The organism is Inquilinus ginsengisoli, assembly GCF_031453975.1.
In the GTDB taxonomy this organism is placed as follows: domain Bacteria; phylum Pseudomonadota; class Alphaproteobacteria; order DSM-16000; family Inquilinaceae; genus Inquilinus; species Inquilinus ginsengisoli_A.
The window spans coordinates 656,139-681,271 of the sequence record NZ_JAVDPW010000001.1; the positions used below are offsets into that span (position 1 = coordinate 656,139).

Sequence of the window (25,133 nt, forward strand, 5' to 3'; positions counted from 1 at the left end):
CGCGGATCGAGCAGCCGCCATTCCAGATGATGATCGACCACAGTGCGATCGAGCTTGTCCATCCGTACACTCTGGCCAGGACAGCCTCGAACACCTTGGCGGGCCGCCGTCGAGCAGGTGTAATAGCGATAGCGGCCACTCTTGCCGGTGCGCAGGGTCATTGGCCCGCCGCAAGTCGCGCAGAAGCAGATGCCGGTCAGCAAGGTCGGCCCACTGACTGCGCGCACCGCCGTCCATTGCGGGCTGCGGGATCGGAGAATCGTGCGGACCGCGTCGAATTCCCCTTCAGTCACAATCGGCGGAACGGCGATCTCTACGATCTCGTCTGGATTGGGCTGTTCCCACATAGTCGAAGAGATCATCGGGGCGGCGGCCGGTCGAGGAAGGGGAATGTTTGGGCATGAGCAGAGCATGCCCGGTGGGCGATAGGTCGCGAAGTGAGACGGTCCCGTGCGGCCGTCGTTGAGGTCCTGTGCCGAAGGGCGCTCGCGCATGATCGGCGCCGATGGCGGGTGACCGACTGGTGTAGCGTCGCGCAAAGACCTGTGTTCTTCGCACCGCAGGGCGCCGTCTGGATCGCACGCTCAGTTTCTTTGAACGACAACCTTGCCAAGGTTGGGGTCGAGGGTTGGAATCGCTTCGCCTGCCCCATTTTCTCTCAATAAAATCAGAGACTAAGAAAGCGCCCTCAGGGGCGTTCTCTGCTTCCCCGGCCCCGCTTCACGGCGCGGGGAAGCAACTGGATGCATGTTGCAGCGCGCAATGGCGGGGCTCCGGCCGGCGCTGCCGCGGCGCCCGACTCGCAATTTCCGTCGCAAATCTCATGCGTCAGCCCTCACTTTGCGAGCCGCCATCTTACCCGTTCGGTGGCGACGAGCCGCGTTCGTCTTGTTGCCCGGGATGGAGGTTCTCCATTCGCGGCGAGGCATGGGTAAGTCCATGCGGCCCGAACTCGGCTATGTCCGGCTCTCGGAAAACGCATCCGTCCGCGGTGCGCTCGGTCTCCCGGTCGAACGCAACCTGTTTTTCAAGGCCGACCGCCCGTTGAGCCGCTGCGCAGACCAAGCGCAGCGTCTCGAGAGCATCCGGGCCTGACGCATCACCAGCGCCCTGCCTTTTGGCAGAGCGCTGCTTCATTGTCCGACTCTCCGGTTTTCAGGACATGTGACGACCGGGACAGCATCGCCTCGATCGCCGCAGCGGTGCGCACCGTCCCGCTCTGGTCTTTCCCCGATGGCACGGGGTGGGCGTCGCTTGCCTGTAGGCCCGCCGCGCCGGTCCGCAGCGCGCGCGCCGCGCGTCCTCCACTTCGTTCAAGCCCTGGGCCATGCCGCACACAGTCGCGACTGCCCCGACCGGATGCGGACCGCCTCCCTCGGCGGGCCTGCCGGCCGCTCTCCGCGGCCCACCCCGCTTGCCGGGGAAAGGCGCGGTGGTATTGCCAATGGAGAGCGACCATGACGACGATCATTCGCGATATCCCGCTGTCGAAGCTGGTCCCCTCGGCGCACAATGCACGCCGGACCGGGCGCGAGAGCGGGATCGAGGAGTTGGCGGCGAGCATCAGCACGTTGAGAGCGAGACGTTTGCCGATGCTGCCGAGTAGGACCAGTGGCCGGGGCCGCTCAGCAGCCCCGGCTTTCATGCAGGTCACGCCTTACCGTTGGATTATCCGAACGTGCGGGCATGCAATCGGGTCCATTTCCGGTTCGTCCCCTTTGCAGACCTTCACCGGTGTTCCCAACTCCTCCGGACCGGACAGTCCCGGCGACCGATCCGTGCCGGAAGGCGGACATTGGTCCGGTCGCCCTTTGCAACTCTCAGTCGGCCTGAATGATATTCTCGGCCAATTCAGAGTGGAGATACGCGCGATCGGTCGGAGTTGATGTGACCCGCGCCGCAGCTCGATCAGCGGCCGCCGCAGATTACCTGGAAGAAAGCTGCCGCCATCGTGGCGCCTCGTGGCTCTGCAAACCGACTGCGAGATCGATCTGTTGCGGCCCTCAAGATTAGCGACACGATTCACCCGAAAATCGGCAGGTTCCCAGGTCCGGATGTGGCCGTGTCGATCTTGAGGATTAACCGGGACGCATCGGCGGCGACCGACCCCCACGTTGACCATGTGCCGGCTCACACCGATGTCAACGCCGCTTGGAGGTGGCCGGCAGCCCGCCGGCAATGCGGTCGGCGAGCTCGCCGAGGGCGTCGCTCATCGCCTGCACCTCGGCCGCGGTGCTCTGGTCCGTCGGTCGCCTGGTGATCCGGGTGGATTCGGTCTTGGCCCTGCCGCCGGTCCTGGGCCGCAGGCGCCATTGCGCCTCGAGCACGATGGTGCCGTCGGATTCCGGATCGAACCGGCTGAGCGCCAGCTCGACGATCACGGCCTCGTCGCCCGACAGAGTCCGGCTGGTGGTGACGACGGAGCCCGCGGGCAGGCGCCGGGTCAGATCCTCCGCCAGCACCCGCTGCACCATGTTCGCCAGCGGTTCGCCCCAACGCTCGAATTCGGCGACGCCGAGCTCGACCGTGCCCGAGCGGGTAACGATCTGCGGCCGGTCGAGATATTTCGGGACCTCGACCGCGGCCACAGACGGGGTCAGCGGCCGGCCGCCGACGGCCGCGCCGGGCACCGCCGCCAGGGTGTAGACCTTGGGCGGAGATGAGGAGCAGGCGGCGAGCACCGACCCGGCCAGGAACACGGCAAGGACGGCGCGGCGGGACAGGATCATCGGTTCGGTCATTCGGTCTTGCCTCGGATCAGCGCCTCGGGATGCTGCTCGAGATAGTCCGTGAGCACGCGGATGGAGCGCAGCGTGTCCTCGACCTGGCCCAGCAGCCGGGTGAGGTCGCGCTTGAAGCCAGACCCCGCGCCATAGCCGTCCGAACCGAGGGTGCCGCTGAGCCGCCGGACCGCCTGCTGCGCCGTGGCCAGTAGCGGCGGCAGCTGCTGCAGCGCCGGCCCGAGATCGGTGTTGGCCCGGCCCAGCAGCTGCTGAGTCGAGGACAGGACCCCGGCCAGCGAGCGCAGCGACTCCGTGATCTCGGGCGAGGCGGCCAGCGTCTCGAAGGATTTGAGCGTCGCATCGGCCTGCTGCACCACCTTGTCGAGCGGCAGGGCGGAGATCTTCTCGAGAATGCCGTTGACCGACCGCATCGCGGCGGCGAGGTCGCCCGGGACGCTTGGGATCACCGGGTAGCGCTCGCCCGTGCCCATCGTCGCCGGCGGTGCATCCGGCATGAAGTCGAGCGAAACCATCAGCTGCCCGGTCAGGAGGCTGGCGGTCTTCAGTTGGGCCCGCAGGCCTCTGCGCACCAGCTCGGGCATGTATTCGCCCGTGCCGAAGCCCTGTTTCTCGCCGACCAGCGCGACGCGCTGCGGCTCGATCTCGATCACCACCGGGATGCGCAGCTTGTCCGCCGCGGCGTCGTACTCCAGCTTGAGATCGAGGACCCGGCCGACCTTGATGCCGCGCCACTCCACAGGCGCGTTTGGTGCGAGCCCATCCACCGAGCCGTCGAAATACACTAGGTAGGGCAGCCGAATCGTGTAGTCCGACTCCTGGCTGCTGGTCGCGTCCTTAAAGAGGGTGAAGACGGCGCCAGCTTTGCTCGGCTCCCCGATCCGGGCTGTTGCCGGAGTGTCGAAGGCGATGCCGCCGGCCAGCACCGCCGCCAGCGATTCCAGCTGGATCTTAAAGCCTTCGGGCCCGGTGCCGATGGAGATGCCCGAGGCGTTCCAGAAGCGGGTGCCGTCATGGACGTAGCGATCATAGGGCGCCCGGACGAAGGCGTGGATGGTGACGCCGGTCTCGAGGTTGGCGGAATCGAAGCCCATCACCTGGCCGACCTGCAGGTCGCGGAAATAGATCGGCGAGCCGGGCCCGACCGAGCCGATCCGGTCCGCCTTCAGGATGAAGGCCGTGCCCGCCACACCGGCCCGCACCACCGGCGGGTCTTCGAGGCCAGTGAAGCTGCGGGCGCTGTCGCCCTGCCCCGGATCGAGCTCGATGAACGCTCCCGAGACGATCGTGCCCAGGCCGGACAGGCCGCCGCTGGCCGACAGCCGCGGCCGCACCACCCAGAACCGGGTGGTCTGGCGGAGATGCGCCGCCGCCTCCTTGGTCATTTCGGCGGTGACCTCGACATGGCTCAGATCCTCCGACAGGGCCAGGCTCGTGACCGTGCCGAACACCACCTCCTTGTGCTTGATCAGGGTCTTGCCGGCCTCCAGCCCGTCCGCGGTCTGGAAGCTGATGGTGATGGTCGGCCCCTTCTCGGACAGGGTGACCCAGCCGAGATAGAGGGCCGCCAGCGCCGCCACGATCGGGATCAGCCAGATCGCCGGCAACCGGCGCTTGCGGTCGACCCGCGGCGCCGGCGGCACCGGTGCGGCCGTGTCGCGAAGGGTCTGGGCATCAGTCATGGTTCTCTCCCGCGGCATCCCACATCAGGCGCGGATCGAACGTCATGGCCGCGATCATGGTGATGACCACCACGGCGGCGAAGGACACGGCCCCGATTCCCGGCTCGATCGTGGCCAGCTCGCCGAGCTGCACCAGCGCGACCAGGATCGAGATCATGAAGATGTCGATCATCGACCAGCGGCCCACCGCCTCGACGATGCGGTACAGCACCGTGCGGTCCCTCAGGCGCCGCGTGGCGCCGCGCTGGGTCGAGACCAGGAGGAGGATCAGGCCGATCAACTTCAGCACCGGCACGGTGATCGAGGCGAAGAACACCAGCGCCGCCAGCGGCCACATCCCGGAATCGGCCAGCTCGATCACCCCGCTCATGATCGTGTCCGGCGCCCCGCTGCCGAGCGAGATCACCGTCATCACCGGGAACAGGTTGGCCGGGATGTAAAGGATGATCGCGGTGATCACCAACGCCCAGGTTCGGGTCAGGCTGTCCGGGCGCCGCCGGTGCAGCGCCGCGCCGCAGCGCGGGCAGCCGCCCTGCCCGCCGGCCGGGAGGTTGGAGACGAGGCCGCAGATGTGGCAGAGGCAGGCCGGGCGGTACGGATCGACCGGCGGTACCGGCGGGACGAGGCCGCGCCGCTCGAACTCCCGCCACACCGTCTCGGTGTCGAGCGCGGTGCCGGCGGCGATGATCGCCAGCATCAGGGCGCCGACCGAATAGAGGCCTGGACCGACCACGACGGTGGCGAGGTCGATCAGCTTCACATACGCGACGAAGACGCCGAGCAGATAGACCTCGATCATCGCCCAGGGTCCGAGCATCACGGCCCAGCGATAGAGCGCCGGCAGCCAGCGTGGCCGACGCCTCAGGCGCAGGCCGCCCAGCACCAGGACCAAGGTACCGAGCCGGAGCGCCGGGGCGACGAACATGGTCAGCGCCACCACCGCCGCCAGCTCCCACAAGCCCTGGCCGTAGAGGACGACCGCGCCGGTGACCAGGCTTGCCGTTTGCACCCGTCCGGAGATTTCCAGCGAGATGAACGGCAGGAAGGTCGCCATCAGGAAGAACACAAGCCCGGCACAGGCGTAGGCGAAGGCGTGGTCGAGTGAACTGGCGCGGAACCGGTGCAGGGTCGCGCCGCAGCGCACACAGCGGGCGGTGGTGCCATCCGGCAGCACCCGCACGGTGTGCCGCAGCCCGCATTCGTGGCACTCCATCATGCGGCCAGGCGGGGCGCCGTCCTCGCTCTTCGCTGCCATGGTCGAATCGAACGATGGATACACTGACCTTCTCCGATCAGCCTGCCAGGCTCGGCGCGACGGTCCATCGAGGGCTTCCGTTCAGGCTGCCCCATGCCCGCAGCGCAGCGAAGGTGTCTACCGGTAGCCTGGGGGGCCATTTACCCCTTTAGGCGCCCGGAGAGCTTCAGGGCTCGACCTCGTCCCAGCTGTCGTCGACCGCGAAGGACTGGATCGCGGCAGCCAGCACCTCGGTGCGGTCGCCGAGGTCCTTCTGCCAGATCTGGCCGTGGTGGCTGACCAGGAACGTGGTGCGGCCGGTCTCGCCATAGACGGCAGGCACCGCGACCAGGGCGAAGCCTGCGATCATGTTGCCGTTGATGACGTAGTCGTAGCGGCCGCCCGGCACGCCGTCCTCCTGCCGCGTCAGGATCCGGAAGGTGTAGCCGTGATACGGCGCACCCGGCTGATAGCTGCCGAAATAGGTCTTGTCGTCGGCCACCAGCGGGCCGAACGGGCTGGGGTCCTCGCCGGCCTCGTCGGGCCAGTACAGCCCGTCATGCTTGCCCGGAGTGCTGAGCAGCCGCCGGGCGTATTCGAGCACGCCGTCGCCGTCACGGTCCTTCAAGGCATAGGCCATCTGCGCCGGGCCATAGGCCTGGGCGACCTCGATCGCCGACAATTCGTTGCCGCCGATGCGGCGGGCCGCGATTTCGTCCAGCCCGGCCTCGGTGTCGAACCGCCAGGCGCCCTCGGCCTGCACGAGCGGGACCGGGAAGGTCCATCCGGCGGTGCCCATGACGATGGTGCGGTGGTCGCCGTCCCCATCGAGCCTCACCCCGGCCTTGGCGGCGTCGATCACGTCGCTCAGCCCCTGCTCGAAATCGGCGGTGTCGTCGGGGATCAGATCGTCGCGGTAGCGCGGCCCCAGGATCTGCACCACTCCATCGACGTTCTTGGCCTCCAGCGCCTGGACCAGCGCCGCACTCGCCGCGTCGGGCGTGTCGAAGCGCTGCGGCCCGTCGGCCTCCTGCGCGATCGCCGCCGGCGCCACCGCGATGAAAAGAGCCGCCAGGCGAAGGCGCGGCCCGAAGGGGTGGTTCATCGATTTCAGCATGGCTGTGCTCCTGGGCTCGGACTCACCGGCTGCGCTGACGACCGCCGCCACCCTGGCCGCCACGATTGCCGCGGGCGCTTTCGGCGCGGCTGCGATTGCCGTTCGAGACATTGCCGAAGGGACGGGAACCGCCGCCGCCCTGCCGGACGGACTGTGCCTGTCGGGGCGGGCGGGCGTTCAACTGGCGCTGTGCCGGCCGGTCGCGCTGCGGGGTGGCCGCCGAGCGGCGCGGCAGGTCCAGGCTCTCGCGGCCCCGCGCCGAGGCGCGGCCGGTCTCGCGCCGCGGCTGGACGCCGCCGAAGGCACTGTCCTGGCGGCGCTGGCCGTCGCCGACCCTCTGCTGCGGTCGCCGCTGGCCGGCTCCCGCGGGGTCGGCGCGGCGCGGCCGGTCCGCCGCAGCCGGACCGCGGGTCGGGGCCAGGCCCTGGACCCGCTGCCGGGCGCGGTCTCCGGCCACGTTCCGCGGGCCCGCGGGGCGGGTTTCGGGTCGCCATGCCCGGCGCTCGCCGTTGCCGATCCGCTCATGCGCGGCCTGGAAGGTGCCGCGATTGGCGTCGATCCGCGACTTGAACGTGCCGCGGTCGACGTTCTTCAGGATGCCGTTGTTGACGATGTTGTTGATGTTGACGTCGCCGTTGACGGTCAGGTCGCCTCGCAACCGGCCGGCCTTGTCCCAGTCGACCCGGTCCCAGTCGATGTCGTCGAAGTCGACATCGTGGACGTTGAAGTCGATGTCGTCGTCGTCCCAGTTGAGGCCATAGCCGATGGCGGTGCCGAACAGGAGCCCGGTGAAGAAGGGCGCGGCCGGCGACTGGTAGCTCAGATACGGGTTGGCGTACGCGACAGGCGGCGCGGAGACATAGGTCTGGTTCACCACCGTCGCCGGGTCATAGCTCGGGACATAGGCGATGTCGGGATCGGTGCTCTTGATGAGGATGGGCTGACCGGCGCCGTCGGCTCCTGGGGCCAGCTGGCGCGTGACGACGACCTGGTCATTCGAGGCGAGGTAGCCTGCATCCGCCGCCTCCGACCGGATCGTCTGGATCGAGGCGAAGACGCCGTCGAGGTCGTCGGTCACGGCTTGGCCGAGCCGGTTGGTCCAATCCAGGTCGGAGTCCATCAGCCGCAGCGCCTCGGGGTAGTTCAGGAGGGCGATCACCGACGGATCCCAACCAGCATCGGGGCCGAGCGACGGGTCCTTGGCCCGCTTGTCGAGGTAGCGGGCCGCCTCGACCACGTCGAGCGCCGCGGTCGAGGCCGGGAGCACCAGGCTCAGCACGTCGTCGGGATAGAGCGCGATCCGCGCCACCACCTCGCGCAGGCCCGGCGCCGCCTCAGCCGCGGTCGCTGTCGGCGTCACGGCCTGCGGCCAGGCCGGCGAACCGAAGCATGCCGGCCCCAGCGCGAGGAGGGCGGTGACGAGGGCTGCTCGAAGGCGGGGCGCAGTGCACATGGCGGTCCCCTTGCGATGCATGACGGCATGAGAGCCGAGGCTTCATGCCTAGTGTTTGGCCACGGCAATGATCCCGAGCAGGCCCAATCCGAAAACCATCAGTTGGACGGCAACCGCGGTCAGCAGGATCCCGAACACGACTTCAGAGATGACCAGGCCGGTGGGATTCAGGCGCTTCGAAACCTTGTCGATGTTGGCAAAGACCAGGTAGTCGAACGCACCGACCAGCAGGATGAGCCCAAGGACGAGTGCGGCGCTCGCGATCGAGACGACCTCGCCGGACGCCACGATGAGGATCGTCATGCCCACCGGGTTCAGCAGATACGGCACCGCGAGCGGGTAGACCGCGATGTGTTTCGGATCCTCTTGCACCCCGGTTTCGACTTCGACCTTCTTGCCCGGCCCGGACACCATGTTGATGGCGAGGATCGCAAGGATGATCGCGCCACCAACCGCGACGGCGCCGCCCGTGATGTGGAGGAGACGCATGAGGAGCGCGCCGGTGGCGAACAGGACGATGGCCGTGACGACCGCCGTTATCACCATTCGCCGGCCCACCGCCCGCTGCGTCTCCGCATCGAAGTGCCTGGTCTTCTCGAGGAACGGCACCAATGCGATCTTAGGCCCCATCCCGATGAGCAGGAGCAGCAGCAGCGTCAGCGCGACGTTGGCATCGATGATCGAAAGATCCATTGGAGGGTCCGCTTTCCCGCTGGTCTAATGGTTCCGCGCCGCATGGCGGGCCGATTTCGCCCGGCGCCGCCTGCCGATCACCTTCGCTGCCGTCGCCGAATCCGGCTTTGCCGCCCCGCTATTGGCCACCTCTGGATCGGCGGAGATGAGGTGAGCCTTGTTTCAGGTCCATTCCGGCTCGCGCCCGCATCACTGTCCCATCCTGATCACGACGGCATCGCCCCCGAGGCTCAGCATCAGGCCGGTCCGTTTGGCGACCAGGTGCATCACGACGCCGTTCCCGTTCTTCATCCAGAGATCCCCGGCGCTTTTGGTGCCGAGGGCAAAGCCGTAGCGGCCCTGGGCGTAGGTTCCCGGGAACTGCTCGAGGCTCGACAGGTCGTAGACCTCGCCGCGGGCCTCGATCTTGGAGACACCGATGCCGCCGATGCCGAGGCCGGCGACGGTGAAGGGATAGGTCCGACCGCGATAGGTCAGAGTGCCGCTGCCGGTGTTGCCGCTGCCGATGAAGGCGGCCTGAACCTGGCTCATCTCGACAGTGCCATCCGGTGGCCGTGCGGCCTCGGTCGACGAAGCGCCGGAGTCAGAGGGCGCTTGGGAGCAGGCGGCGAGCGCCAGCAATCCCCCGACCAGACATGCGCCGAGCCAATTCGCCGGCGGACGGCCGGCCTTGAGGGGACGATGGTGTTGAAATGCCAAGCGATCCACAGCAATCACTCCATGCAAAATCGGCAGAGAAGCAGGCCGGGCGTGACCGTGACGACGACATTGATCGGCATCGACCATGACCAGTCCTGGCCACATTCATCGATTTCCGCCGCGAGGATGCGGGTGACGGCAGTGCCCCGACAGGTATCCACGGGTAATTTACTGTTGCAGTGGCCGATCCCGACCATCGGTGTCGACCGCATGCCGATATGCCGGTGGGAAGCCGCTAGATTCCCGCGTTCGGAACGCTGAGCCCGGCCTTGCGCAGCCCCTCGACGACCGCGCGGATGATCGCCGGTGCCACGTTCCGGTCCTGCAGGTCGGACACGACCCGGTCGCCGTAGTCGGGGCTGAGCTTCAGCAGCAGGTCGAGCTCCGCGGCCGCCTCGTTCTTCCGGCCGAGCTGGGCATAGGCGATCGCCTGGGCGATGTGCGTGAACCGATTTTCGCGCTGGTCGATCCTCGACGCCTCGGTCAATGCGTCCTCGAACCGTCCGGCCATGTAATGCGCCAGGAAGAAACCGAGCCGATAGATCGTCGACTGGCCCGGGTTGCGGTCGAAGGCTGCGGTCAGGAGCGGCAGGCCTTCGTCGAACTGTCCTCTCAGGCACAGACGTCCGCCGAGATCGGCCAGGAGTTCGGCATTGTTCGGGCTGCGTGCCAGGCCGGCGCGGGCGGCCGCAAAGCTCTGCTCGACATCATGCCGCAGCCAGAACACGAGATGCTCTGCCTGATAGCCGAGCGGCGCGTTGGGCGCGAGACTGACGGCGCGCTGCGCCAAGGGCAGCGCGCGCTCGAGTGGATCGGCGACACCAGAGCCTGCCTGTATGCCGAAACGGACCTGATCGGCATAGGTCAGGGCCAGCGCAGCCCAAGCGTCGGCATAGTCCGGGTCGTCGATGATGGTTCGTTCCAGACAGTCTCGCGCAGACGGATAGAGAGCGATGTCCGTTCGACGCCAGTAGGCATGGAAGAGCAGGACGCACTCGTAGGAGCTGAACTGCTCCGGCGCCTTGCCGGTCAACCCGCTGATCTTGTCGACATAGATGGCGCCATAGGGCTGCGCCACGCTGTCGACGACCCGTCGCGCGATATCCGCTTCCGTATCCACGATCCGGGCGGGAACGAGCGGGCTCTCGTAGGATTGCGACCAGAGATGGCGACCCGACCTGGCGTCGACCAGCGAGACCAGCAGCCGGATGCGGTCCGGCGTCGTGCTGACGGTCCCCGACAGCACATAATCAGCCGACAGTTGCCGCGCGAGGGCATCGGCGCTGTTCCCCGGAGCGGGCTGGAGGCTGGTGTCGTTGCCGAACACGAAGAGATTCCTGTAACGGCTCAGCGCGGCGATGACTTCGCGGGTCAGGCCCGGCCCGAGATGCAGCCGTGCGGCTTCGGCATCGCCTTCCTCCAGCGGCGCCACCACCACGGCCGGGCCCTGACGCCTGGTCGCCTCGGTCTGCGCATGGGGCGGCCAAGGCAGCGCCCCCAGGCGCCAGACGGCGACCAGCGCGACGATCGCGACCAGGATGACGTGCCACGGAAGCCACCGGGGCAGCCGGCCGAGGTTCTCCCGCACCGGGTGGGCTTCGGGCGGGCCGATTGAAACCGGATCGGCCGGACGCGGCGGCGATGCGGGAAGTGCCGCACCGGGCAAATCGATCGTCGGATCCGCGGCCTCCTTGACGGTGAAGGTCGGGACATAGCCGCCCTTCGAGATGCTGACGCGGACCGCGTCGTCCTGGCCGCCGGTGAGGTAGTAGTGGTCCAGCGAACGACGCAGCCGGCTGGCCTCGATCCGGACGATCGGATCGATCTGCGGGTCGAAGCTCGCCTCGCGATCGAAGACCGCCATGGCGACGCTGTAGCCCTTGATGCGGTCAGCCCGCCCCGCGAGCGTCTCTTCGACGACGTGCCGGAGAAAGCGGCGGTTCCGTTCGGAGGCATCGAAATCCGTGCTGGCGAGAATGTGTTCGAGCGCCTCGCGGATCGCCCCGACCGGCAGGACAGGTGAGGTTGCATCCGGCATCACGGCGCCCTCCGGGAGGTGGAGGCCATGTCGCCAGGGCGGGCGGCGGGCGCGCACCTGTTCTTCCGGAATTGCGATCGTCTCGGAGGTCCGGTTTCGTCGCTCCGCTCGGCTTCGTTGGGCCGATTTTCAATTCCCGCGCCGGACCGTCGGTGGATTGACGCGTCCATTCTGTGGCCGCCTCCCTGCGGCGACGCCTCGATTGATACCGTAAATTACTCCCGCTCGTTCGGTTCCTATTTGATCCTGGTCAAGGCAGCAGGCGTCCGGCTCGAAGCGACCGCAGACCGCGGTGGCGGCCGTTTGTGAGGGCTGCCGATGCATGAAGAAGGCCATCGAGCGATTTCCGGATCAGGCAGACCTGATCGGCCGCCTGGTCGGGCAGAGTGAGACGTTCCGCTCGCTCTGCGAAGACCACCAATTGGCGGTGGAGACCCTGGACGGCCTCACCGCCAGACGTTCGATGGACGACAAGATCGTTCATGAATACCGCACGCTCGTAGAGGATCTGGAAATGGATATCGCGTCGGCCCTGAACAAAATGAGATGACAAATACGCAAATATTCGGACCGCCGAGGTATCGATCCCAACGACACCACGGTACATCACGCGAGGCCATTGGCAAAAGCTTATCTCGCGGCAGGCGGCCCGTTTCCGGCATGTTGGAAGGGGTAAATTACCCCCCGACCACCCGTAGGCAACTTGGCCGCGCTGCCGGCATGAGGCAGCTTGAGGCGTCGAGCGACGTCGCCGTCAACGGACGGGAGCGCAGGTGTGCGGTTCCCTTGGCCGGTTTCCTTTGACAGGCGCGCGTCTGATTCCGGCGGAGGTTCACCGTTGGTCGCGACGGACCGGTAGAGACCGCTCGCCCCCAATGCCCAATGGAGGCTGACTATGATCTCATCCGCTGTCATCGCGCGCGTCTGGTCTCGATGCCGCGCGATCCGCCCGTCGGCGCGACGCGATCTTCCGCGGCTCGTCATCCTGGCCGTCGCTCTTATTGCCTCCGGCTGCTCCCCTCCGACCCGGTTGGCGGCGGTGCCCGAACGTCACGAGTTCAACGCGACCATCGGCTCGATGCAGGGCGTCCGCTACTATCCGCCGGATCACCTCGGCACGATCGAGGCCGACGCGCGGGCCTCGGTCGACCGTGAACGCGCCGTCCTTGCGGCCGCCGGCCACAAGGGCCCGCTGCCGCCAGCAAGCTATCTCGCCGTGTCGGGCGGTGGCGAGAATGGCGCATTCGGCGCCGGCCTTCTGGTCGGCTGGACCAAGACCGGAACGCGCCCGGAATTCAAGGTGGTAACCGGGGTCAGCACCGGGGCGCTGACCGCGCCCTTCGCCTTTCTCGGCCCGGCGTATGACGACAGGCTGGCCGGGATCTACACCTCGATCACCGCGGCCGAAGTGCTCGAATCGCGCGGCTTCCTCGCCGCGCTGACCGACGATGCCATGGCCGACACGGCCCCGCTGCGCCGAACGATCGCCAAATATGTGACCCCCGACCTGCTCGCCGCGATCGCCCGCGAACACGAAAAGGGCCGCATCCTGCTGATCGGAACCACGGACCTGGACGCGCAGCGCGGCGTGATCTGGAACATCGGCAAGATCGCGGCAAGCGGCGACCCTGGGGCGTTGGAGCTGGTCCGCAGCATCCTCGTCGCCTCCACCGCCATCCCCGGGGCTTTCCCGCCGGTCATGATCGATGTCACGGCGGACGGGCAGCCCTATCAAGAAATGCATGTCGACGGCGGCGCGACCGCTCAGGTCTTCATCTACCCGCCATCGCTGAAGATCGGAGAACTCGCCAAGAAGGCGGGCATTGTGCGCCGGCGCGACGTCTACGTCATCCGCAACGCCCGCCTCGATGCCGATTGGGCCGACGTCAGGCGCAGCACCCTGAGCATCGCGGGCCGCGCCATCTCCTCGCTGATCCAGACCCAGGGCGTCGGCGATCTCTACCGGATCTATACGGTCAGCCAGCGGGACGGGGTCGGCTTCCATCTCGCCTATATCCCGTCCAGCTTCGACGTGAAGCTCGAGACACCCTTCGACCAGACCTACATGCGGGCGCTGTTCGATCTCGGTCTCAAACTGGGGGCCCAGGGATATCCGTGGCAGACCCGGCCGCCGGGATACTGACGGCAGGCCCGCTTAGGCACGGGGTGGCGCAGCCACTGCGTGCGCCGGAAAGGCCACCGACACATCCGCATCCAGCGAGGTAGCCCGGACGATGACCGACGACAGAGCCTCCCCGGACACCCCAGGTCCCGTCGCGCCGCCGCCGACGCCAGCGCAAAGACCGCCGAAAAATCCCCTGCGGCGGACGGCGCTCATCGTCGTCGCGGTCACCATCGTGCTGTTCGCGCTGTCGGTCGTGATGGAGCGGCTGACGCCCTCATCCTCGCAGGCTGTCATTCAGGCCTATGTGGTGCGGATGGCGTCCGAGGTCGCCGGCCGGGTGCTTGAGGTCGGCGTCACCGACAATGCCCGGGTGGCGGCCGGGCAGGTGCTGTTCCGCATCGATCCGCAACCCTACGAGATCGCCGTGTCCGAAGCGCAGGCGCGCCTCGAACGCATCGGCCAGACCATCGGCGCCTCGACCCAGGCGGTGGAATCCGCCCAGGCCAAGCTGGTGCAGGCGCAGGCCGATCGCGAGAATGTGCGGGCGCAGGCGGAGCGCGCCAGGACCCTGGTCGAACGCGGCGTCTATGCCCGCTCCAGGCTCGACGAGGCCAATTCGGCCCTGGGCGTTTCGGAAGCGACGGTCACCGGCGCGGAAGCCGATCTCGCCAAGGCGCGCGAGGAGCTCGGACCGCAGGGCAATGACAATCCGCAGTTCAAGGAAGCCCTGGCCGCTCTCGAGCGTGCCCGCCTGAACCTGCTGCACACGACCGTCCTCGCCCCGTCCGACGGTGTCGTCACCAATCTCCAGCTCGGCGTGGGCCAGGTGGTCGGCACCGGCCAGGCGGCGCTGACCTTCATCGACGCCGGCACGATCTGGGTCGCGGCCGCCTACAAGGAGAACAGCCTGGAATACATGGCGCCCGGCGACGAGGCGGAGGTGGTGCTGGATTCCCTGCCCGGCACGGTCTTCGCCATGCGCGTCGAGAGCGTCGGCTGGGGCGTATCCCAGGGCAGCGTGGACCCCTCCACCGGCCTGCCGACCATCCGCAACCAGAGCGGCTGGGTGCGCGAGCCGCAACGCTTCCCGGTGCGGCTCGTCTTCAAGGACCCGCCGCCGCGCGGCATCCGCTACGGCTCGCAGGTCAATGTGGTGATCTATACCGGCGAGAATCCGGTGGTGAACACCGTCGGCCATGTCTGGATCCGGCTGATCTCGGTGCTGACCTATGTCAGTTGAGGCCGCCCAGGCCCCGCCCTTCAGGCCCGTCCTGCGGGCGCGGCGGCAGGGCCTGCGGATCGCCGCCGCAGTGGCCGTCGGCTTCACCGTGGGGGTCGCGAAGGGTGAGATCCTGCCTTTCCTGGCGCCGATGTTCGCGGCGCAATTCCTCGTCGCCAGCCCGCGCCCGCTCGGGGCGAAGCAGGCAGTCGGCATGATCGTGCTGATCCTGGTCGCCGGCGAGGCCCTGGTCTGGCTGACCGGGCTCTTCGGCGACCGGCCGGCGGTGCTGCTCATCCTGCTCGGTCTGATCTATTTCGCCTGCTTCCTCCTGCAGGCGCAGGGCAAGGGCGGGGCGGCGGCCTTCCTCATCATCGTCATCGCCGTGATGGTGCCGATGCTCGGCATCCTGCAGAAGGATCTGGACGAGAGCATCGTCCTCATCCTGTTCAAGGGGGTGCTGGGGGGTGTCGTCCTCACCTGGCTCGCCCATGCGGTCTTTCCCGATCCCGGCGGCGATGCCCCTGCGCCCACCGTCGCGTCCGGCGTCGACCGGGCGGTCCGCCGGGCCTTGGCCAACACCGCGATCCTGCTGGCCATGGTCGTCCTGTGCTTGGTCGACAGCCGCTTTTCCACCGCCATGGTCGTGCCGATCACCGTGGCCTCGCTTCTGATCCAGCTCGATCTGGCCGTCAGCGGCCGCGCCGCCTTCGGGCTGATGATCGTCAATCTCCTCGGCGGCATCGTCGCTTCGCTGGCCTTCGCCTTCGTCGAGCTGCGCCCGACCCTGCCCTTCCTTTTCCTGATAGTCCTCGTCGTCGGGCTGCTGTTCGGCGGCCGGGCGGCGGCGGATCCCAAGGCCGGCGAGGTCTATGCCGGCGCGCTCACCACCTTCCTGATCCTGTTCGGCCTGGGCGTATCGCCGCTGCCCGCCAGCACGCCGGACAGCTTCGCCACCCGCATCGGCCTGGTGCTGTTCGCCATCGTCTGCACCTTTTGCCTGACAGCTCTGCTGTGGCCCGCACCCTCGACTCAACGAGAGAGGCCCGGATGACGAGGCATCCGGCCATGACGGCCGTGCCGATGATGCTCCACGCCGTCGCTCGCCTGCTCGCCGCGCTTGCCGTCGCGGGCCTGTTTACCGGCGCCTCGGCCGCGGCGGCCGAGGACGCGGCGCCGGCCCCGGCCGAAGTGACGCAGCCGGCGGTGCAGAGGTTCCTCGACCTTCTGGCAGACCCTGCCGTGCGAGACTGGCTTGCGCAGCAGAACATCGCCGGCAAGACCGCGACGACGCCCGGTCCGGCAGCTGCCGACGCCGTCGATGCCGCCGCCTCGCCCTCCCACGATCTCGCGACGCGGCTGGAAGCCATCCGTCACCACACGGCGGCGCTGGCCGCCGCCCTGCCGGCGCTGCCCGATGAATTCCGCCGGGCCGGCGCCACCCTCTACCTCGAGGTCGAGGAGCGCGGGCCGCTCAAGGTGCTGCTGCTCGCGCTCGGTTTCGCGGCCCTGGGCTTCGGCGCCGAATGGCTGTTCCGGCGGGCGACCGCCCGGGTGCGCGAGCGGATCGGCGTGGCGCAGCCCGGCACGGTCGGCGAGCGCCTGCGCCTGATCGGCCTGCGACTCGCCGACGGGCTGGGGCTGGTGACGGTGTTCGCCCTGGGCAGCATCGGCGCCTTCCTGGCGCTTGAATGGCCGATGCTGCTGCGGGAGATCGTGCTGGGCTATCTCGTGGCCTTCGTCGCCCTTCGCCTCGCGCTGGTCATCGGCCGCGTCCTGCTGGCGCCGGGCGGCCGGCGATCCGGCGACGAGGAGCGGTTCCGGATCGTGCCGATGGACAACGGCGCCGCCCGGTTCTGGCACCTCCGGCTCGGGTTGTTCGTCGGCTGGTTCGCCTTCGGCTCGGCCACGCTCGGGCTGCTGAGCACGCTCGGCTTCACCATGGATATGCGCCAGCTCGTCGCCTACGTGCTCGGCCTCGGCCTCCTGGCTCTCGGCATCGAGATCGCGTGGCGCCGGCCGCGCGCCGCGGTCGAGGAAGCTCCCGAGCTCGGCCGGCGCCGGCGCCGGCGCGTCGGTTCTGCGAGCGCCTGGCTGCTCTCGACCTATTTCCTGGCGCTGTGGCTGTTCTGGGTGGTCAGCGCCATCGGATTGTTCTGGCTGGGGGTCGTGGTCGTCGCTCTGCCCGTGCTGATCCGGGCGACGCAGCGTTCGGTGAACCACGTGCTCCGGCCGGCCGGCGAGTCCGGCGCCGGCGGGGCGCCGGGTGCGCTCGCCGTGGGCCTGGAGCGCGGGGTGCGGGCGGTGCTGATCATCGGTGCGGCGCTGCTGCTCGCCCGCGGCTTCCGTGTCGATCTGGGTGCGCTCACGGTCGGCGACACCGTGCTCACCCGGCTGGTCCGGGGCGCGATCAACGCGGTGATCATCCTCCTCCTCGCCGACGTCGCCTGGCACATCGCGCGGGCGCTGATCGACCGCGCCCTCGCATCGACGCAGGTCCCCGGCGGCCATGCCAACAGCGAAGAGGTGCGGCGGCAGGCGCGGCTCCGGACCCTGCTGCCGATCCTCCGCAACGTCCTGTTCATCATCCTTCTCGTCATGGCGGCGCTGATGGCGCTGTCGTCGCTCGGCGTCGAGATCGCACCATTGATCGCCGGCGCCGGCGTGGTCGGCGTCGCCATCGGCTTCGGCGCCCAGACGGTCGTCAAGGACATCATCAGCGGCATGTTCTTCCTGCTCGACGACGCCTTCCGCGTCGGCGAATACGTGCAGAGCGGCGCATACAAGGGCACCGTCGAATCATTCAGCCTGCGCTCGGTCAAGCTGCGGCACCAACGCGGCCCGCTCTTCACCGTGCCGTTCGGCGAGCTGGGTGCGATCCAGAACATGAGTCGCGACTGGGTGATCGACAAGCTCAGCATCGGCGTCACCTACGACACGGATCTCGACCAGGTGAAGAAGCTGGTGAAGGAGATCGGCAAAGAGCTGGCGCAGGATCCCGAGCTGGCGCCGCACATCATCGACACGCTGAAGATGCAGGGCGTGGAGCAGTTCGGCGACTACGCGATCCAGATCCGTCTGAAACTCATGGCCAAGCCGGGCGAGCAGTTCGTCATCCGCCGGCGGGCCTTTGCACTGATCAAGAAGGCGTTCGACGCCAACGGCATTAAATTCGCGTTTCCGACCGTGCAGGTCGCCGGCGGCGAGCCCTCGGCCGCCGCCGTCGCGCAACAGGGGATGGCGCTCGTCAAGGCACCGCCGGCAGTGTGAAGGACGATGAATTCCGCTCAGGCATCACCGGCCGGCAAGTCAGCCGAATGTCCGCATTGCGTCCGATTGCGAAGGTCCCACATGGCGCGGGCCGGCCGGGGCAGAGGACTTCCGCTCCCGACCGGCGAGATGCGTCGGGGCGGCGAGCCCCCCTCCAAACAACCTCACAGGTCGAGCTGTTCAGAAATGCTGAGGGCGTCGTCAACCTCGATGCCGAGGTATCGGACGGTACTCTCTGAGCAGGAGCTGGACCGCTCTCAGACTGCCAGTCTTGCGGTAGATCTGGGCCGCCTTTGTACGACGCATCGAGTGTGTTCCGTAGGCTGGGCTGTCCGGGCCGGCATCTGACACCCAGCCGTGGACGATGCGCGCGTACTGGCGTGTCGAAAGATGGGTTTGGCTCCTGAGTGGGCTGGGGAACAGGAAGCCTGCATCTGAGCCGAGGCGCGCCAACCAAGCCTGTATCGACTTGCGAGTGCTGTCGGTCAGCTCGAATTGGACCGGCCGGGCAGTTTTCTGTTGAATGATGGTTGCTCGCTCGCGGGTGCGGCCACCGACCTGAACGTCTTCAACCTTCAAGCTGACCAGGTCGCCGGCCCGGAGCTTGCTGTCGATGGCGAGATTGAACAGGGTTAGATCTCGCTCGCGGCCATCGATTTCGAGCCGTGCGCGTATGGACCAGACGTCCTTCGGCCTCAGCGGCCGCTTCTGTCCAACTAGCCAGCCCTTGTTCCATGGGACTCGTCGACTCGTTGAGGAGTTTGGATCACTGGTGATCGGCATGGCCTATCACTCCAAGGCCTCCCTCCCGCGCCAACGCCCGCCGATGTGGGCGAGCCAATCCTACCACAGGCGACTACCGCGTCCGCTTCTGAGGCGTGGTCGCTATGTCTCCTATTGGCGCGGTCGAGCCAAGCAATGCTGGCAGGTAGGGACGGACGCCGACCTCTCGGCAGCGTCGCCGACGACGTTCAGCGGCACGGTGCGCCGAACCTCGGGAGGCGCCGTAGCAGCCTCGCCTGTCGCATCGCGGTGCGCCTCGAGGGCGGCGACGCCACCCGTGGAGACCTCCGGCATCGAGGCGTTCGCGGCCTGTTCGATTATCAATCCAGCGGCCGTCACTTGCCGATGTAGGCCGCCAGCTCGTCGGGCGTACCCATCGGAAATGCCTGTTTCAGATAGTCGAGAAAGGCAGATACCCGAGCGCTGAGCAGCCGCCTGGACGGGTAGAGAGCCCACAAGGCGATGTCGGGTCCCTCGACATTGCCCCAGTGCACCAGCGAGCCGTCGGCCAGATCATGGCTCACGAGCGACACGGGGAGGCGGCCGGCACCGACGCCCGCCCGCACGGCATCCCGGACCATGATGAGCGATGACAGGGCGAGGACCGGCTCGATCGCGATCATGGCCCGGCCAGCGGGCGTCTTCACGGTCCAGGCCACTCGATCGGCTGCCGAGCGGACGACGGCAGGAGCCGCGAGATCTCCGGCTGGCCGGTCGAGCCCGGGGCTTGCCACGACCACCAGCCGGTCGTGCAGGAAGGCCCGTCCAACCAGGCTGTCATCGGGATCCGGGTTGACCCGGATCACCAGATCGAATCCCTCCTCGATCAGGTCGACGGCACGGTCCTCGGTCGAGACCTCGAGCCTCACCTCCGGGTATGTCAGGGCGAACCCGGCGGCGATCTTGCCCATCGCGGTCTGGGAGAACAGCAACGGGGCGCTGATCCGCAACCGGCCTCGCGGCCTTTCACCGCCGGAGGCGATCGCCGCCGCCGTCTCTTCGAGCTCGGTCAGCAATGGACCCGCCCGCACGAACAGCGCGCGTCCTTCCTCAGTGAGCTTCAGCGCGCGCGAGCCGCGCTCGAACAGGCGCAGGCCGAGGGCGGCTTCCAGCTCGGCAACCCGCCTGGACAGGGTCGCCTTGGGACGCCCCGCAGCGCGTGCGGCTCGACCGAACCCGCCGTGGCGGGCGACGAGATTGAAATCAGCGAGAGCAAGCAGATCCATCGATGTTCCACCAATGAGACGGTGTGTCCAAATATAGCATCTCCCGGCTCGGAAATGGATCGGTCATTTACAGGATGTCTTTCGCCCCAAACCGGAGTCATCCCCATGACCATCCTTGTTACCGGCGCCACCGGTCGTGTCGGCCGCCATGTCGTTAACCAGCTCGTCAAGCGCGGCGCCGCGGTGCGCGTGCTGACCCGCGATCCCGCGAAGGCCGGTTTCCCGGCCGGCGTGGAGGTCGCACAGGGCGACCTGCTCGATATCGACGCGCTGCGCTCCGCATTCGCCGGCGTCAGCACGCTGTTCCTGCTCAACGCGGTCACGGGCGACGAATTCACCCAGGCGCTCGTTACCCTGAACATCGCCCGCGAGTCGGGCGTCGATCGCGTCGTCTACCTGTCGGTGATCCACGCGGACCGCTTCGTGAACGTGCCGCACTTCGCGGTGAAATCCGGCGCTGAGCGGATGATCGAACAGATGGGCTTCAGCGCCACGATCCTGCGTCCGTCCTACTTCATCGACAACGAGCTGATGATCAAGGACGTCATCCTCAACCACGGCGTCTATCCGATGCCGATCGGCGGCAAGGGTGTCGCCATGGTCGACGCCCGCGACATCGCGGAGGTGGCGGCGATCGAGCTGATCCGCCGTGACCAGGCGCCGGGCAAGCTACCGATCGAAACCATCAACCTGGTCGGTCCTGACACGCTGACGGGCCCGGACGTGGCCGCGATCTGGTCGAAGATCCTGGGCCGCCCGGTCCTCTATGCCGGCGACGATCCCACCGGGTTCGAGCGGAACCTGGCGACCTTCATGCCGAAGTGGATGGCCTATGAGATGCGCCTGATGGCCGAGCGTTACGTCAGCGACGGCATGATCCCGGAGGCCGGCGACGTCGAGCGCCTGACCAGGATCTTAGGTCGGCCGCTGCACTCCTATCGCGACTTCGCGACCGGAATTGCCGCGTGGGCGTGAGCGCCGGGAAACCCAACCCCGATCACGAGGAGACCATCATGATCTCGCCGCCGGCGGCATCCCCGCATTCTATCCGCTGCGATCCCCCGGATCGAGCAGGGGTGCCGCCGGTCACCAGGGACCGCGGCAGAGATCCTTCTGGCCGCACTCTGAGAATAAGTTGACGAGAGCGCCGGATTCTACCGGGCTGAAACAATGTCCGGTCTCGAGATGTCACCGCAGCGGCCGCTTGTGGCGCACCACAGCCGATTACGATTGGCCCAGCAGGTCGACCGCTCGCGCTGAGCGGTACAATCTACGTTTGGGCAGAGGCAGCGGAGCGGATCGCCGACTCCAACTCGTCCAGCGAGAAGGGCTTGGCGAGCTTCGGCAGATTGGCCGCAATCCCCATCGGCAACTCGGCATAGCCGGTAGCCAGGATCACCGGAAGCCCAGGCCATTCCGCCGCGATCCGCTCGGCCAGCTCGGCTCCGGTCATCCCCGGCATGGCATGGTCAGTGATTACGAGATCCGCAGCCTTGCGGCGGAGCGACTCAAGTGCCCGGGCCCCCGTGATCGCCCCGACGACGACATGGCCCAACTCCTCCAGCATCGCGATCGTGTTCATCAGCACCAAGCCGTCGTCGTCCACAGCCATGATGTGCAGTCCGGTTGGGCCAGCCAATGCCTTCGGAACCGAGGCTTCGTCCGCCGGCGGCGACAGATCGGCCTCGGCGGACGCCACGGGCAGCCACAGCTCGATCGTGGTGCCGGTCCCCTTCCGGCTGGCCAGCACCATCCGGCCATGCGACTGCTCCATCAGCCCATGCACCGTCGACAGGCCGAGCCCGGTTCCCTTGCCGATGCCCTTGGTGGTGAAGAACGGTTCCGTCGCCCGGGCGAGCGTCTCCGGGTCCATGCCCTGCCCGGTGTCGGTCACCGACAGGCAGACATAGCGGCCGGGAGCCGGTTCGTCGGCGGTCGCGGCCTTGGCGGCGATGGTGATCGATCCGCCCTCCGGCATAGCGTCCCGGGCATTGACCGCGATGTTCAGCAGGGCGGATTCCAACTGGTTGGGATCGGTCGACGCCTTCGGCAGTCCGAGCGGGAACCGGGTTTCGATGGTGATGGACGGCCCCAGCGAGCGCTGCAGCAGGTCGGCCATGCCGCGCACCAGGTCGGGAATGTCGACGGCCATGATCTTCAGCTCCTGGCGGCGGGCGAAGGCCAGCATCCGCTTGGTCAGAGTCGCGCCGCGCTGGGCCGCTTGGACGGCATTGTCGAGCAGCGACAGGGCGGCGCCCGTCTCCGGCGGCAGGCGCTTGCGCATCAGCGCAAGGCTGCCGAGGATGACCATCAGCAGGTTGTTGAAGTCATGGGCGATGCCGCCGGTCAACTGCCCGATCGCCTCCAGCTTCTGCGACTGGAACAGGGCCTCCCTGGCCTCCTCCAGCTGCTTCTGCGACTTCAGGCGCTCGGTGATGTCGCGGGTCACCTTGGCGAAGCCGGTCAGGGTTCCGGCATCATCACGGATCGCATCGATGACCACATGCGCCCAGAACCGAGTCCCATCCTTGCGGACCCGCCATCCTTCCCTCTCGAACCGCCCTTCCCGTGTTGCTGTTGCGAGGCCGATCGCCGGCAGGCCGGCGGCGCGGTCCTCATCCGTGTAGAAGCGGGAAAAGTGCTCGCCGATGATCTCCGATGGAGTGTAGCCCTTGATGCGCTCGGCCCCGGCGTTCCAACTGCTGATCCGGCCCCGGGGGTCCAGCATGTAGATGGCGTAGTCGGTCACGCTCTGGATCAGCAGCCGGAACTGCTCCTCGCCGCGCGCGCGCTCCGCCATCTCCTCGCGCAGCTGGGCGTTGCTGGCGTTCAGCTCCGCCGTCCGGGCGGCGACCTGGGCCTCGAGCTCCTGGGCCGTGCGCTCCCGGGCCTCGATGAAGCCGCGCACATCGTATTGCCGCTGGCGGCCGCGCAGCGCCGCCTGCAGCGTGCTGGACAGGCTGATCGGCTGCACCGGCCGCTCGACCAGGGTGACGTTGCGCAGGCGCTGGACGATGTCCAGGCGCCAAGCGGCGACCGCCTCCGGCTCGCGGTGGCTGGTGAGGAGGACGAAGGGCAGGTCGGACCAGGGCGGCTGGGCGTCCACCCATCGGAGCAGGCCGGTGATGTCCCGGCCCACGATGGCTTCCTCGGCGACGAAGGCCGCGCCGGCCCCGGCCTCCAGCTCCGCCAGCAGCTGGTCGAGATTGCTGCAGATCGCTGCGGTCAGGCCCTCCCGCGTCAGGATCTCCGCGGAGGCCGGGCCGTCCCGCCCGATGGGCGCGAACACCAGGACGCGCAGGCTGTGCGGATCAGGCTCCATTCTGCCCACTGGGCTGCAGCAGCGGCTCGGCGTTTCCGACATATTCCGGCGTCCCGGTCAGGACGCCCCGGAAGTCCGAGAGCGGCGGCCCGATATGGATGCCCGTGCTGGTGAGGCGAAACTCCCGGATCGTGTGCTCGTGGTTTCCGGTCCGCTTCTTGACGACCGAGAGAGCGCGGCGGACCTCCCCCATCGCCTCGAAGTACCGGACCATGATCACCGCGTCGCTGAGATAGCTGATGTCGATCGGCGTCTCCTGCGGCCCGACCATGCCGTGCTGTGCCAGCAGCAGCAGCGTCAGCACGCCCTGCTGGTTGAGATAGCTCAGCAGCTCGTGCATCTGCAACACGAGGAAGCGTTCGTCCGGCATCGCGTTGAGATAGCCGTTTAGGCTGTCGATGACGATCAGCCTGGCACCGTCGTGTTCGACGGCGTCGCGCACCAGCCTAGCGAACTCGCCGGGCGACAGCTCGGCCGGGTCGACCTGGCGGAACTGGATCCGCCCCGAGGCCAGGGCTTCGTCGAGCGGCAGGCCGAGCGTGCGGGCACGCGCCTCGACCGTGCCGCGCCCTTCGTCGAAGGCGAAGATCACCGCGTGTTCGCCGCGCTGTGCCGCGGCGATGGCGAAGGTGAGGGCCAGCGATGATTTGCCGACGCCGGCGGCGCCGATCAGCAGCGCGTTGGTGCCGCGGTCAAGCCCGCCGCCGAGCAGCGCGTCCAGATCGGCGTTCCCGCTGGGCGCCACGCTCGCGGGAAACTCCGCGTGGTGCTCGGACGCGACGAGCCGCGGGAAGACCCGCAGGCCGCCGGAGGTGATGGTGAAATCGTGAAAGCCGCCCCGGAATTGAATGCCGCGCATCTTGACCACGCGCAGGCGGCGCCGTCCGCTGCCGTAGTCGACCGCCAACTGCTCCAGCAGCACGACGCCGTGCGAGATCGAATGCAGCTGCAGGTCGTTCTGCGCCGATGTCAGGTCATCGAGCACGATCACGGTGCAGCGGCGCTTGGCGAAGAAGTGCTTCAGGGCCAGCACCTGGCGTCGATAACGCAGCGGGTTCTGCGCCAGCAGCCGCAGCTCGGACAGGCTGTCGATCACCACCCGGGTCGGATCGAACTGCTGCACGCGGTCGAAGATCAGGTTGATCGTCTCGCTCAGCTCCATCTCGGCCGGATGGAACACGGTGACCTGCAGCGCCGGGTCGAGGGTGGTCTCCGGGGGCACCAGCTCGAAGATGTCGATGCCTTTGAGTGACCAGCCATGACGCTGCGCCACCAGCGTGAGCTCGCGTTCCGTCTCGGACAGCGTCACGAACAGCACGCGCTCGCCGTTCCGGACTCCTTCGAGCAGGAACTGCAGCGCGATCGTCGTCTTCCCGGTGCCGGGCTGGCCTTCGTAGAGATAGAGCCGGTCGGGGTCGAGCCCCCCACAGAGAATGTCGTCCAGCCCCTTGCTGCCCGTGGACACCCGGGCGGTCTCCGGGTGGTCGTTCATCTCTGGCCCTCCGAACTGAGTAAACACATCCGACCGGAT

Annotated in this window: 19 protein-coding genes and 1 pseudogene; 7 read left to right on the plus strand and 13 right to left on the minus strand. The window is 67.8% G+C overall.

Annotated features, from left to right (window positions below):
• Positions 1-41: 41 nt before the first annotated feature.
• Positions 42-494, minus strand: a pseudogene (locus tag E9232_RS35775) (recombinase zinc ribbon domain-containing protein); the annotation flags it as partial.
• 445 nt (positions 495-939) lie between these two features.
• On the opposite strand from E9232_RS35775, the gene E9232_RS03050 reads away from it, so the two are divergent.
• The gene (locus E9232_RS03050; protein WP_309792058.1) at positions 940-1,095 is read left to right on the plus strand and encodes a DUF2958 domain-containing protein; all 156 of its coding nucleotides are present in this window, start codon (positions 940-942) and stop codon (positions 1,093-1,095) included.
• A 1,046-nt stretch (positions 1,096-2,141) separates the two neighbouring features.
• On the opposite strand, the gene E9232_RS03055 is transcribed toward E9232_RS03050, so the two are convergent.
• From E9232_RS03055 to E9232_RS03090, 8 genes are all read right to left on the minus strand, one after another.
• Positions 2,142-2,741: a PqiC family protein gene (locus E9232_RS03055; protein ID WP_309792059.1), complete on the minus strand. Its 600-nt coding sequence runs from the start codon at positions 2,739-2,741 to the stop codon at positions 2,142-2,144.
• Complete coding sequence (locus E9232_RS03060; RefSeq protein WP_309792060.1) at positions 2,738-4,423, minus strand: PqiB family protein; 1,686 nt, start codon at positions 4,421-4,423, stop codon at positions 2,738-2,740. The genes E9232_RS03055 and E9232_RS03060 overlap by 4 nt, the downstream gene beginning before the upstream one ends.
• Positions 4,416-5,678: a paraquat-inducible protein A gene (locus tag E9232_RS03065; protein WP_309792061.1), complete on the minus strand. Its 1,263-nt coding sequence runs from the start codon at positions 5,676-5,678 to the stop codon at positions 4,416-4,418. The genes E9232_RS03060 and E9232_RS03065 overlap by 8 nt, the downstream gene beginning before the upstream one ends.
• A gap of 166 nt (positions 5,679-5,844) precedes the next feature.
• Entirely contained in the window at positions 5,845-6,774 is a 930-nt protein-coding gene (locus tag E9232_RS03070; protein WP_309792063.1) for a DUF2950 domain-containing protein, read from the minus strand.
• A gap of 22 nt (positions 6,775-6,796) precedes the next feature.
• A complete protein-coding gene (locus E9232_RS03075; protein ID WP_309792064.1) occupies positions 6,797-8,227 on the minus strand; it encodes a DUF3300 domain-containing protein in 1,431 nt (476 codons plus the stop codon).
• A gap of 48 nt (positions 8,228-8,275) precedes the next feature.
• Complete coding sequence (locus tag E9232_RS03080) at positions 8,276-8,920, minus strand: MarC family protein (protein ID WP_309792065.1); 645 nt, start codon at positions 8,918-8,920, stop codon at positions 8,276-8,278.
• A 189-nt stretch (positions 8,921-9,109) separates the two neighbouring features.
• Positions 9,110-9,706, minus strand: coding sequence for a hypothetical protein (locus E9232_RS03085; protein WP_309792066.1), 597 nt, complete (start codon positions 9,704-9,706; stop codon positions 9,110-9,112).
• 148 nt (positions 9,707-9,854) lie between these two features.
• A complete protein-coding gene (locus E9232_RS03090; RefSeq protein WP_309792067.1) occupies positions 9,855-11,657 on the minus strand; it encodes a tetratricopeptide repeat protein in 1,803 nt (600 codons plus the stop codon).
• Positions 11,658-11,979: 322 nt separating this feature from the next.
• Between E9232_RS03090 and E9232_RS03095 the strand changes: the two genes are divergently transcribed.
• The 5 genes from E9232_RS03095 (at position 11,980) to E9232_RS03115 (ending at position 18,271) form a co-directional block, all read left to right on the plus strand.
• Positions 11,980-12,207, plus strand: a complete 228-nt coding sequence (locus E9232_RS03095; RefSeq protein ID WP_309792068.1) for a hypothetical protein — start codon at positions 11,980-11,982, stop codon at positions 12,205-12,207.
• A 489-nt stretch (positions 12,208-12,696) separates the two neighbouring features.
• A complete protein-coding gene (locus tag E9232_RS03100; RefSeq protein ID WP_309792069.1) occupies positions 12,697-13,800 on the plus strand; it encodes a patatin-like phospholipase family protein in 1,104 nt (367 codons plus the stop codon).
• 91 nt (positions 13,801-13,891) lie between these two features.
• Entirely contained in the window at positions 13,892-15,022 is a 1,131-nt protein-coding gene (locus tag E9232_RS03105; RefSeq protein ID WP_309792070.1) for an HlyD family secretion protein, read from the plus strand.
• The gene (locus tag E9232_RS03110; RefSeq protein WP_309792071.1) at positions 15,012-16,055 is read left to right on the plus strand and encodes a DUF2955 domain-containing protein; all 1,044 of its coding nucleotides are present in this window, start codon (positions 15,012-15,014) and stop codon (positions 16,053-16,055) included. Before E9232_RS03105 ends, E9232_RS03110 begins: the two co-directional genes overlap by 11 nt.
• Positions 16,056-16,069: 14 nt before the next feature.
• Complete coding sequence (locus E9232_RS03115) at positions 16,070-18,271, plus strand: mechanosensitive ion channel domain-containing protein (protein WP_309792072.1); 2,202 nt, start codon at positions 16,070-16,072, stop codon at positions 18,269-18,271.
• Between the two features lie 201 nt (positions 18,272-18,472).
• Here the strand turns inward: E9232_RS03115 and E9232_RS03120 are convergent, their stop codons facing one another.
• Together E9232_RS03120 and E9232_RS03125 are read right to left on the minus strand one after the other, a co-directional pair.
• On the minus strand, positions 18,473-19,054 hold the full coding sequence (locus E9232_RS03120) for a tyrosine-type recombinase/integrase (protein ID WP_309792073.1): 582 nt from the start codon (positions 19,052-19,054) through the stop codon (positions 18,473-18,475).
• Positions 19,055-19,389: 335 nt separating this feature from the next.
• A complete protein-coding gene (locus tag E9232_RS03125; RefSeq protein ID WP_309792074.1) occupies positions 19,390-20,280 on the minus strand; it encodes a LysR family transcriptional regulator in 891 nt (296 codons plus the stop codon).
• Between E9232_RS03125 and E9232_RS03130 the strand changes: the two genes are divergently transcribed.
• The gene (locus tag E9232_RS03130) at positions 20,236-21,255 is read left to right on the plus strand and encodes an SDR family oxidoreductase (protein WP_309792075.1); all 1,020 of its coding nucleotides are present in this window, start codon (positions 20,236-20,238) and stop codon (positions 21,253-21,255) included. The genes E9232_RS03125 and E9232_RS03130 overlap by 45 nt on opposite strands.
• 295 nt (positions 21,256-21,550) lie before the next feature.
• On the opposite strand, the gene E9232_RS03135 is transcribed toward E9232_RS03130, so the two are convergent.
• The gene (locus E9232_RS03135) at positions 21,551-23,602 is read right to left on the minus strand and encodes an ATP-binding protein (RefSeq protein ID WP_309792076.1); all 2,052 of its coding nucleotides are present in this window, start codon (positions 23,600-23,602) and stop codon (positions 21,551-21,553) included.
• The gene (locus E9232_RS03140; protein ID WP_309792077.1) at positions 23,592-25,094 is read right to left on the minus strand and encodes an ATPase domain-containing protein; all 1,503 of its coding nucleotides are present in this window, start codon (positions 25,092-25,094) and stop codon (positions 23,592-23,594) included. Before E9232_RS03140 ends, E9232_RS03135 begins: the two co-directional genes overlap by 11 nt.
• Between the last annotated feature and the right edge of the window lie 39 nt (positions 25,095-25,133).

Coding starts and splice junctions, on each gene's coding strand:
- E9232_RS03050 (WP_309792058.1), top strand. CDS start 940: ATGCGGCCCGAACTCGGCTATGTCCGGCTCTCGGAAAACGCATCCGTC.
- E9232_RS03055 (WP_309792059.1), bottom strand. CDS start 2,741: ATGACCGAACCGATGATCCTGTCCCGCCGCGCCGTCCTTGCCGTGTTC.
- E9232_RS03060 (WP_309792060.1), bottom strand. CDS start 4,423: ATGACTGATGCCCAGACCCTTCGCGACACGGCCGCACCGGTGCCGCCG.
- E9232_RS03065 (WP_309792061.1), bottom strand. CDS start 5,678: ATGGCAGCGAAGAGCGAGGACGGCGCCCCGCCTGGCCGCATGATGGAG.
- E9232_RS03070 (WP_309792063.1), bottom strand. CDS start 6,774: ATGCTGAAATCGATGAACCACCCCTTCGGGCCGCGCCTTCGCCTGGCG.
- E9232_RS03075 (WP_309792064.1), bottom strand. CDS start 8,227: ATGTGCACTGCGCCCCGCCTTCGAGCAGCCCTCGTCACCGCCCTCCTC.
- E9232_RS03080 (WP_309792065.1), bottom strand. CDS start 8,920: ATGGATCTTTCGATCATCGATGCCAACGTCGCGCTGACGCTGCTGCTG.
- E9232_RS03085 (WP_309792066.1), bottom strand. CDS start 9,706: ATGGTCGATGCCGATCAATGTCGTCGTCACGGTCACGCCCGGCCTGCT.
- E9232_RS03090 (WP_309792067.1), bottom strand. CDS start 11,657: ATGCCGGATGCAACCTCACCTGTCCTGCCGGTCGGGGCGATCCGCGAG.
- E9232_RS03095 (WP_309792068.1), top strand. CDS start 11,980: ATGAAGAAGGCCATCGAGCGATTTCCGGATCAGGCAGACCTGATCGGC.
- E9232_RS03105 (WP_309792070.1), top strand. CDS start 13,892: ATGACCGACGACAGAGCCTCCCCGGACACCCCAGGTCCCGTCGCGCCG.
- E9232_RS03110 (WP_309792071.1), top strand. CDS start 15,012: ATGTCAGTTGAGGCCGCCCAGGCCCCGCCCTTCAGGCCCGTCCTGCGG.
- E9232_RS03115 (WP_309792072.1), top strand. CDS start 16,070: ATGACGGCCGTGCCGATGATGCTCCACGCCGTCGCTCGCCTGCTCGCC.
- E9232_RS03120 (WP_309792073.1), bottom strand. CDS start 19,054: ATGCCGATCACCAGTGATCCAAACTCCTCAACGAGTCGACGAGTCCCA.
- E9232_RS03125 (WP_309792074.1), bottom strand. CDS start 20,280: ATGGATCTGCTTGCTCTCGCTGATTTCAATCTCGTCGCCCGCCACGGC.
- E9232_RS03135 (WP_309792076.1), bottom strand. CDS start 23,602: ATGGAGCCTGATCCGCACAGCCTGCGCGTCCTGGTGTTCGCGCCCATC.
- E9232_RS03140 (WP_309792077.1), bottom strand. CDS start 25,094: ATGAACGACCACCCGGAGACCGCCCGGGTGTCCACGGGCAGCAAGGGG.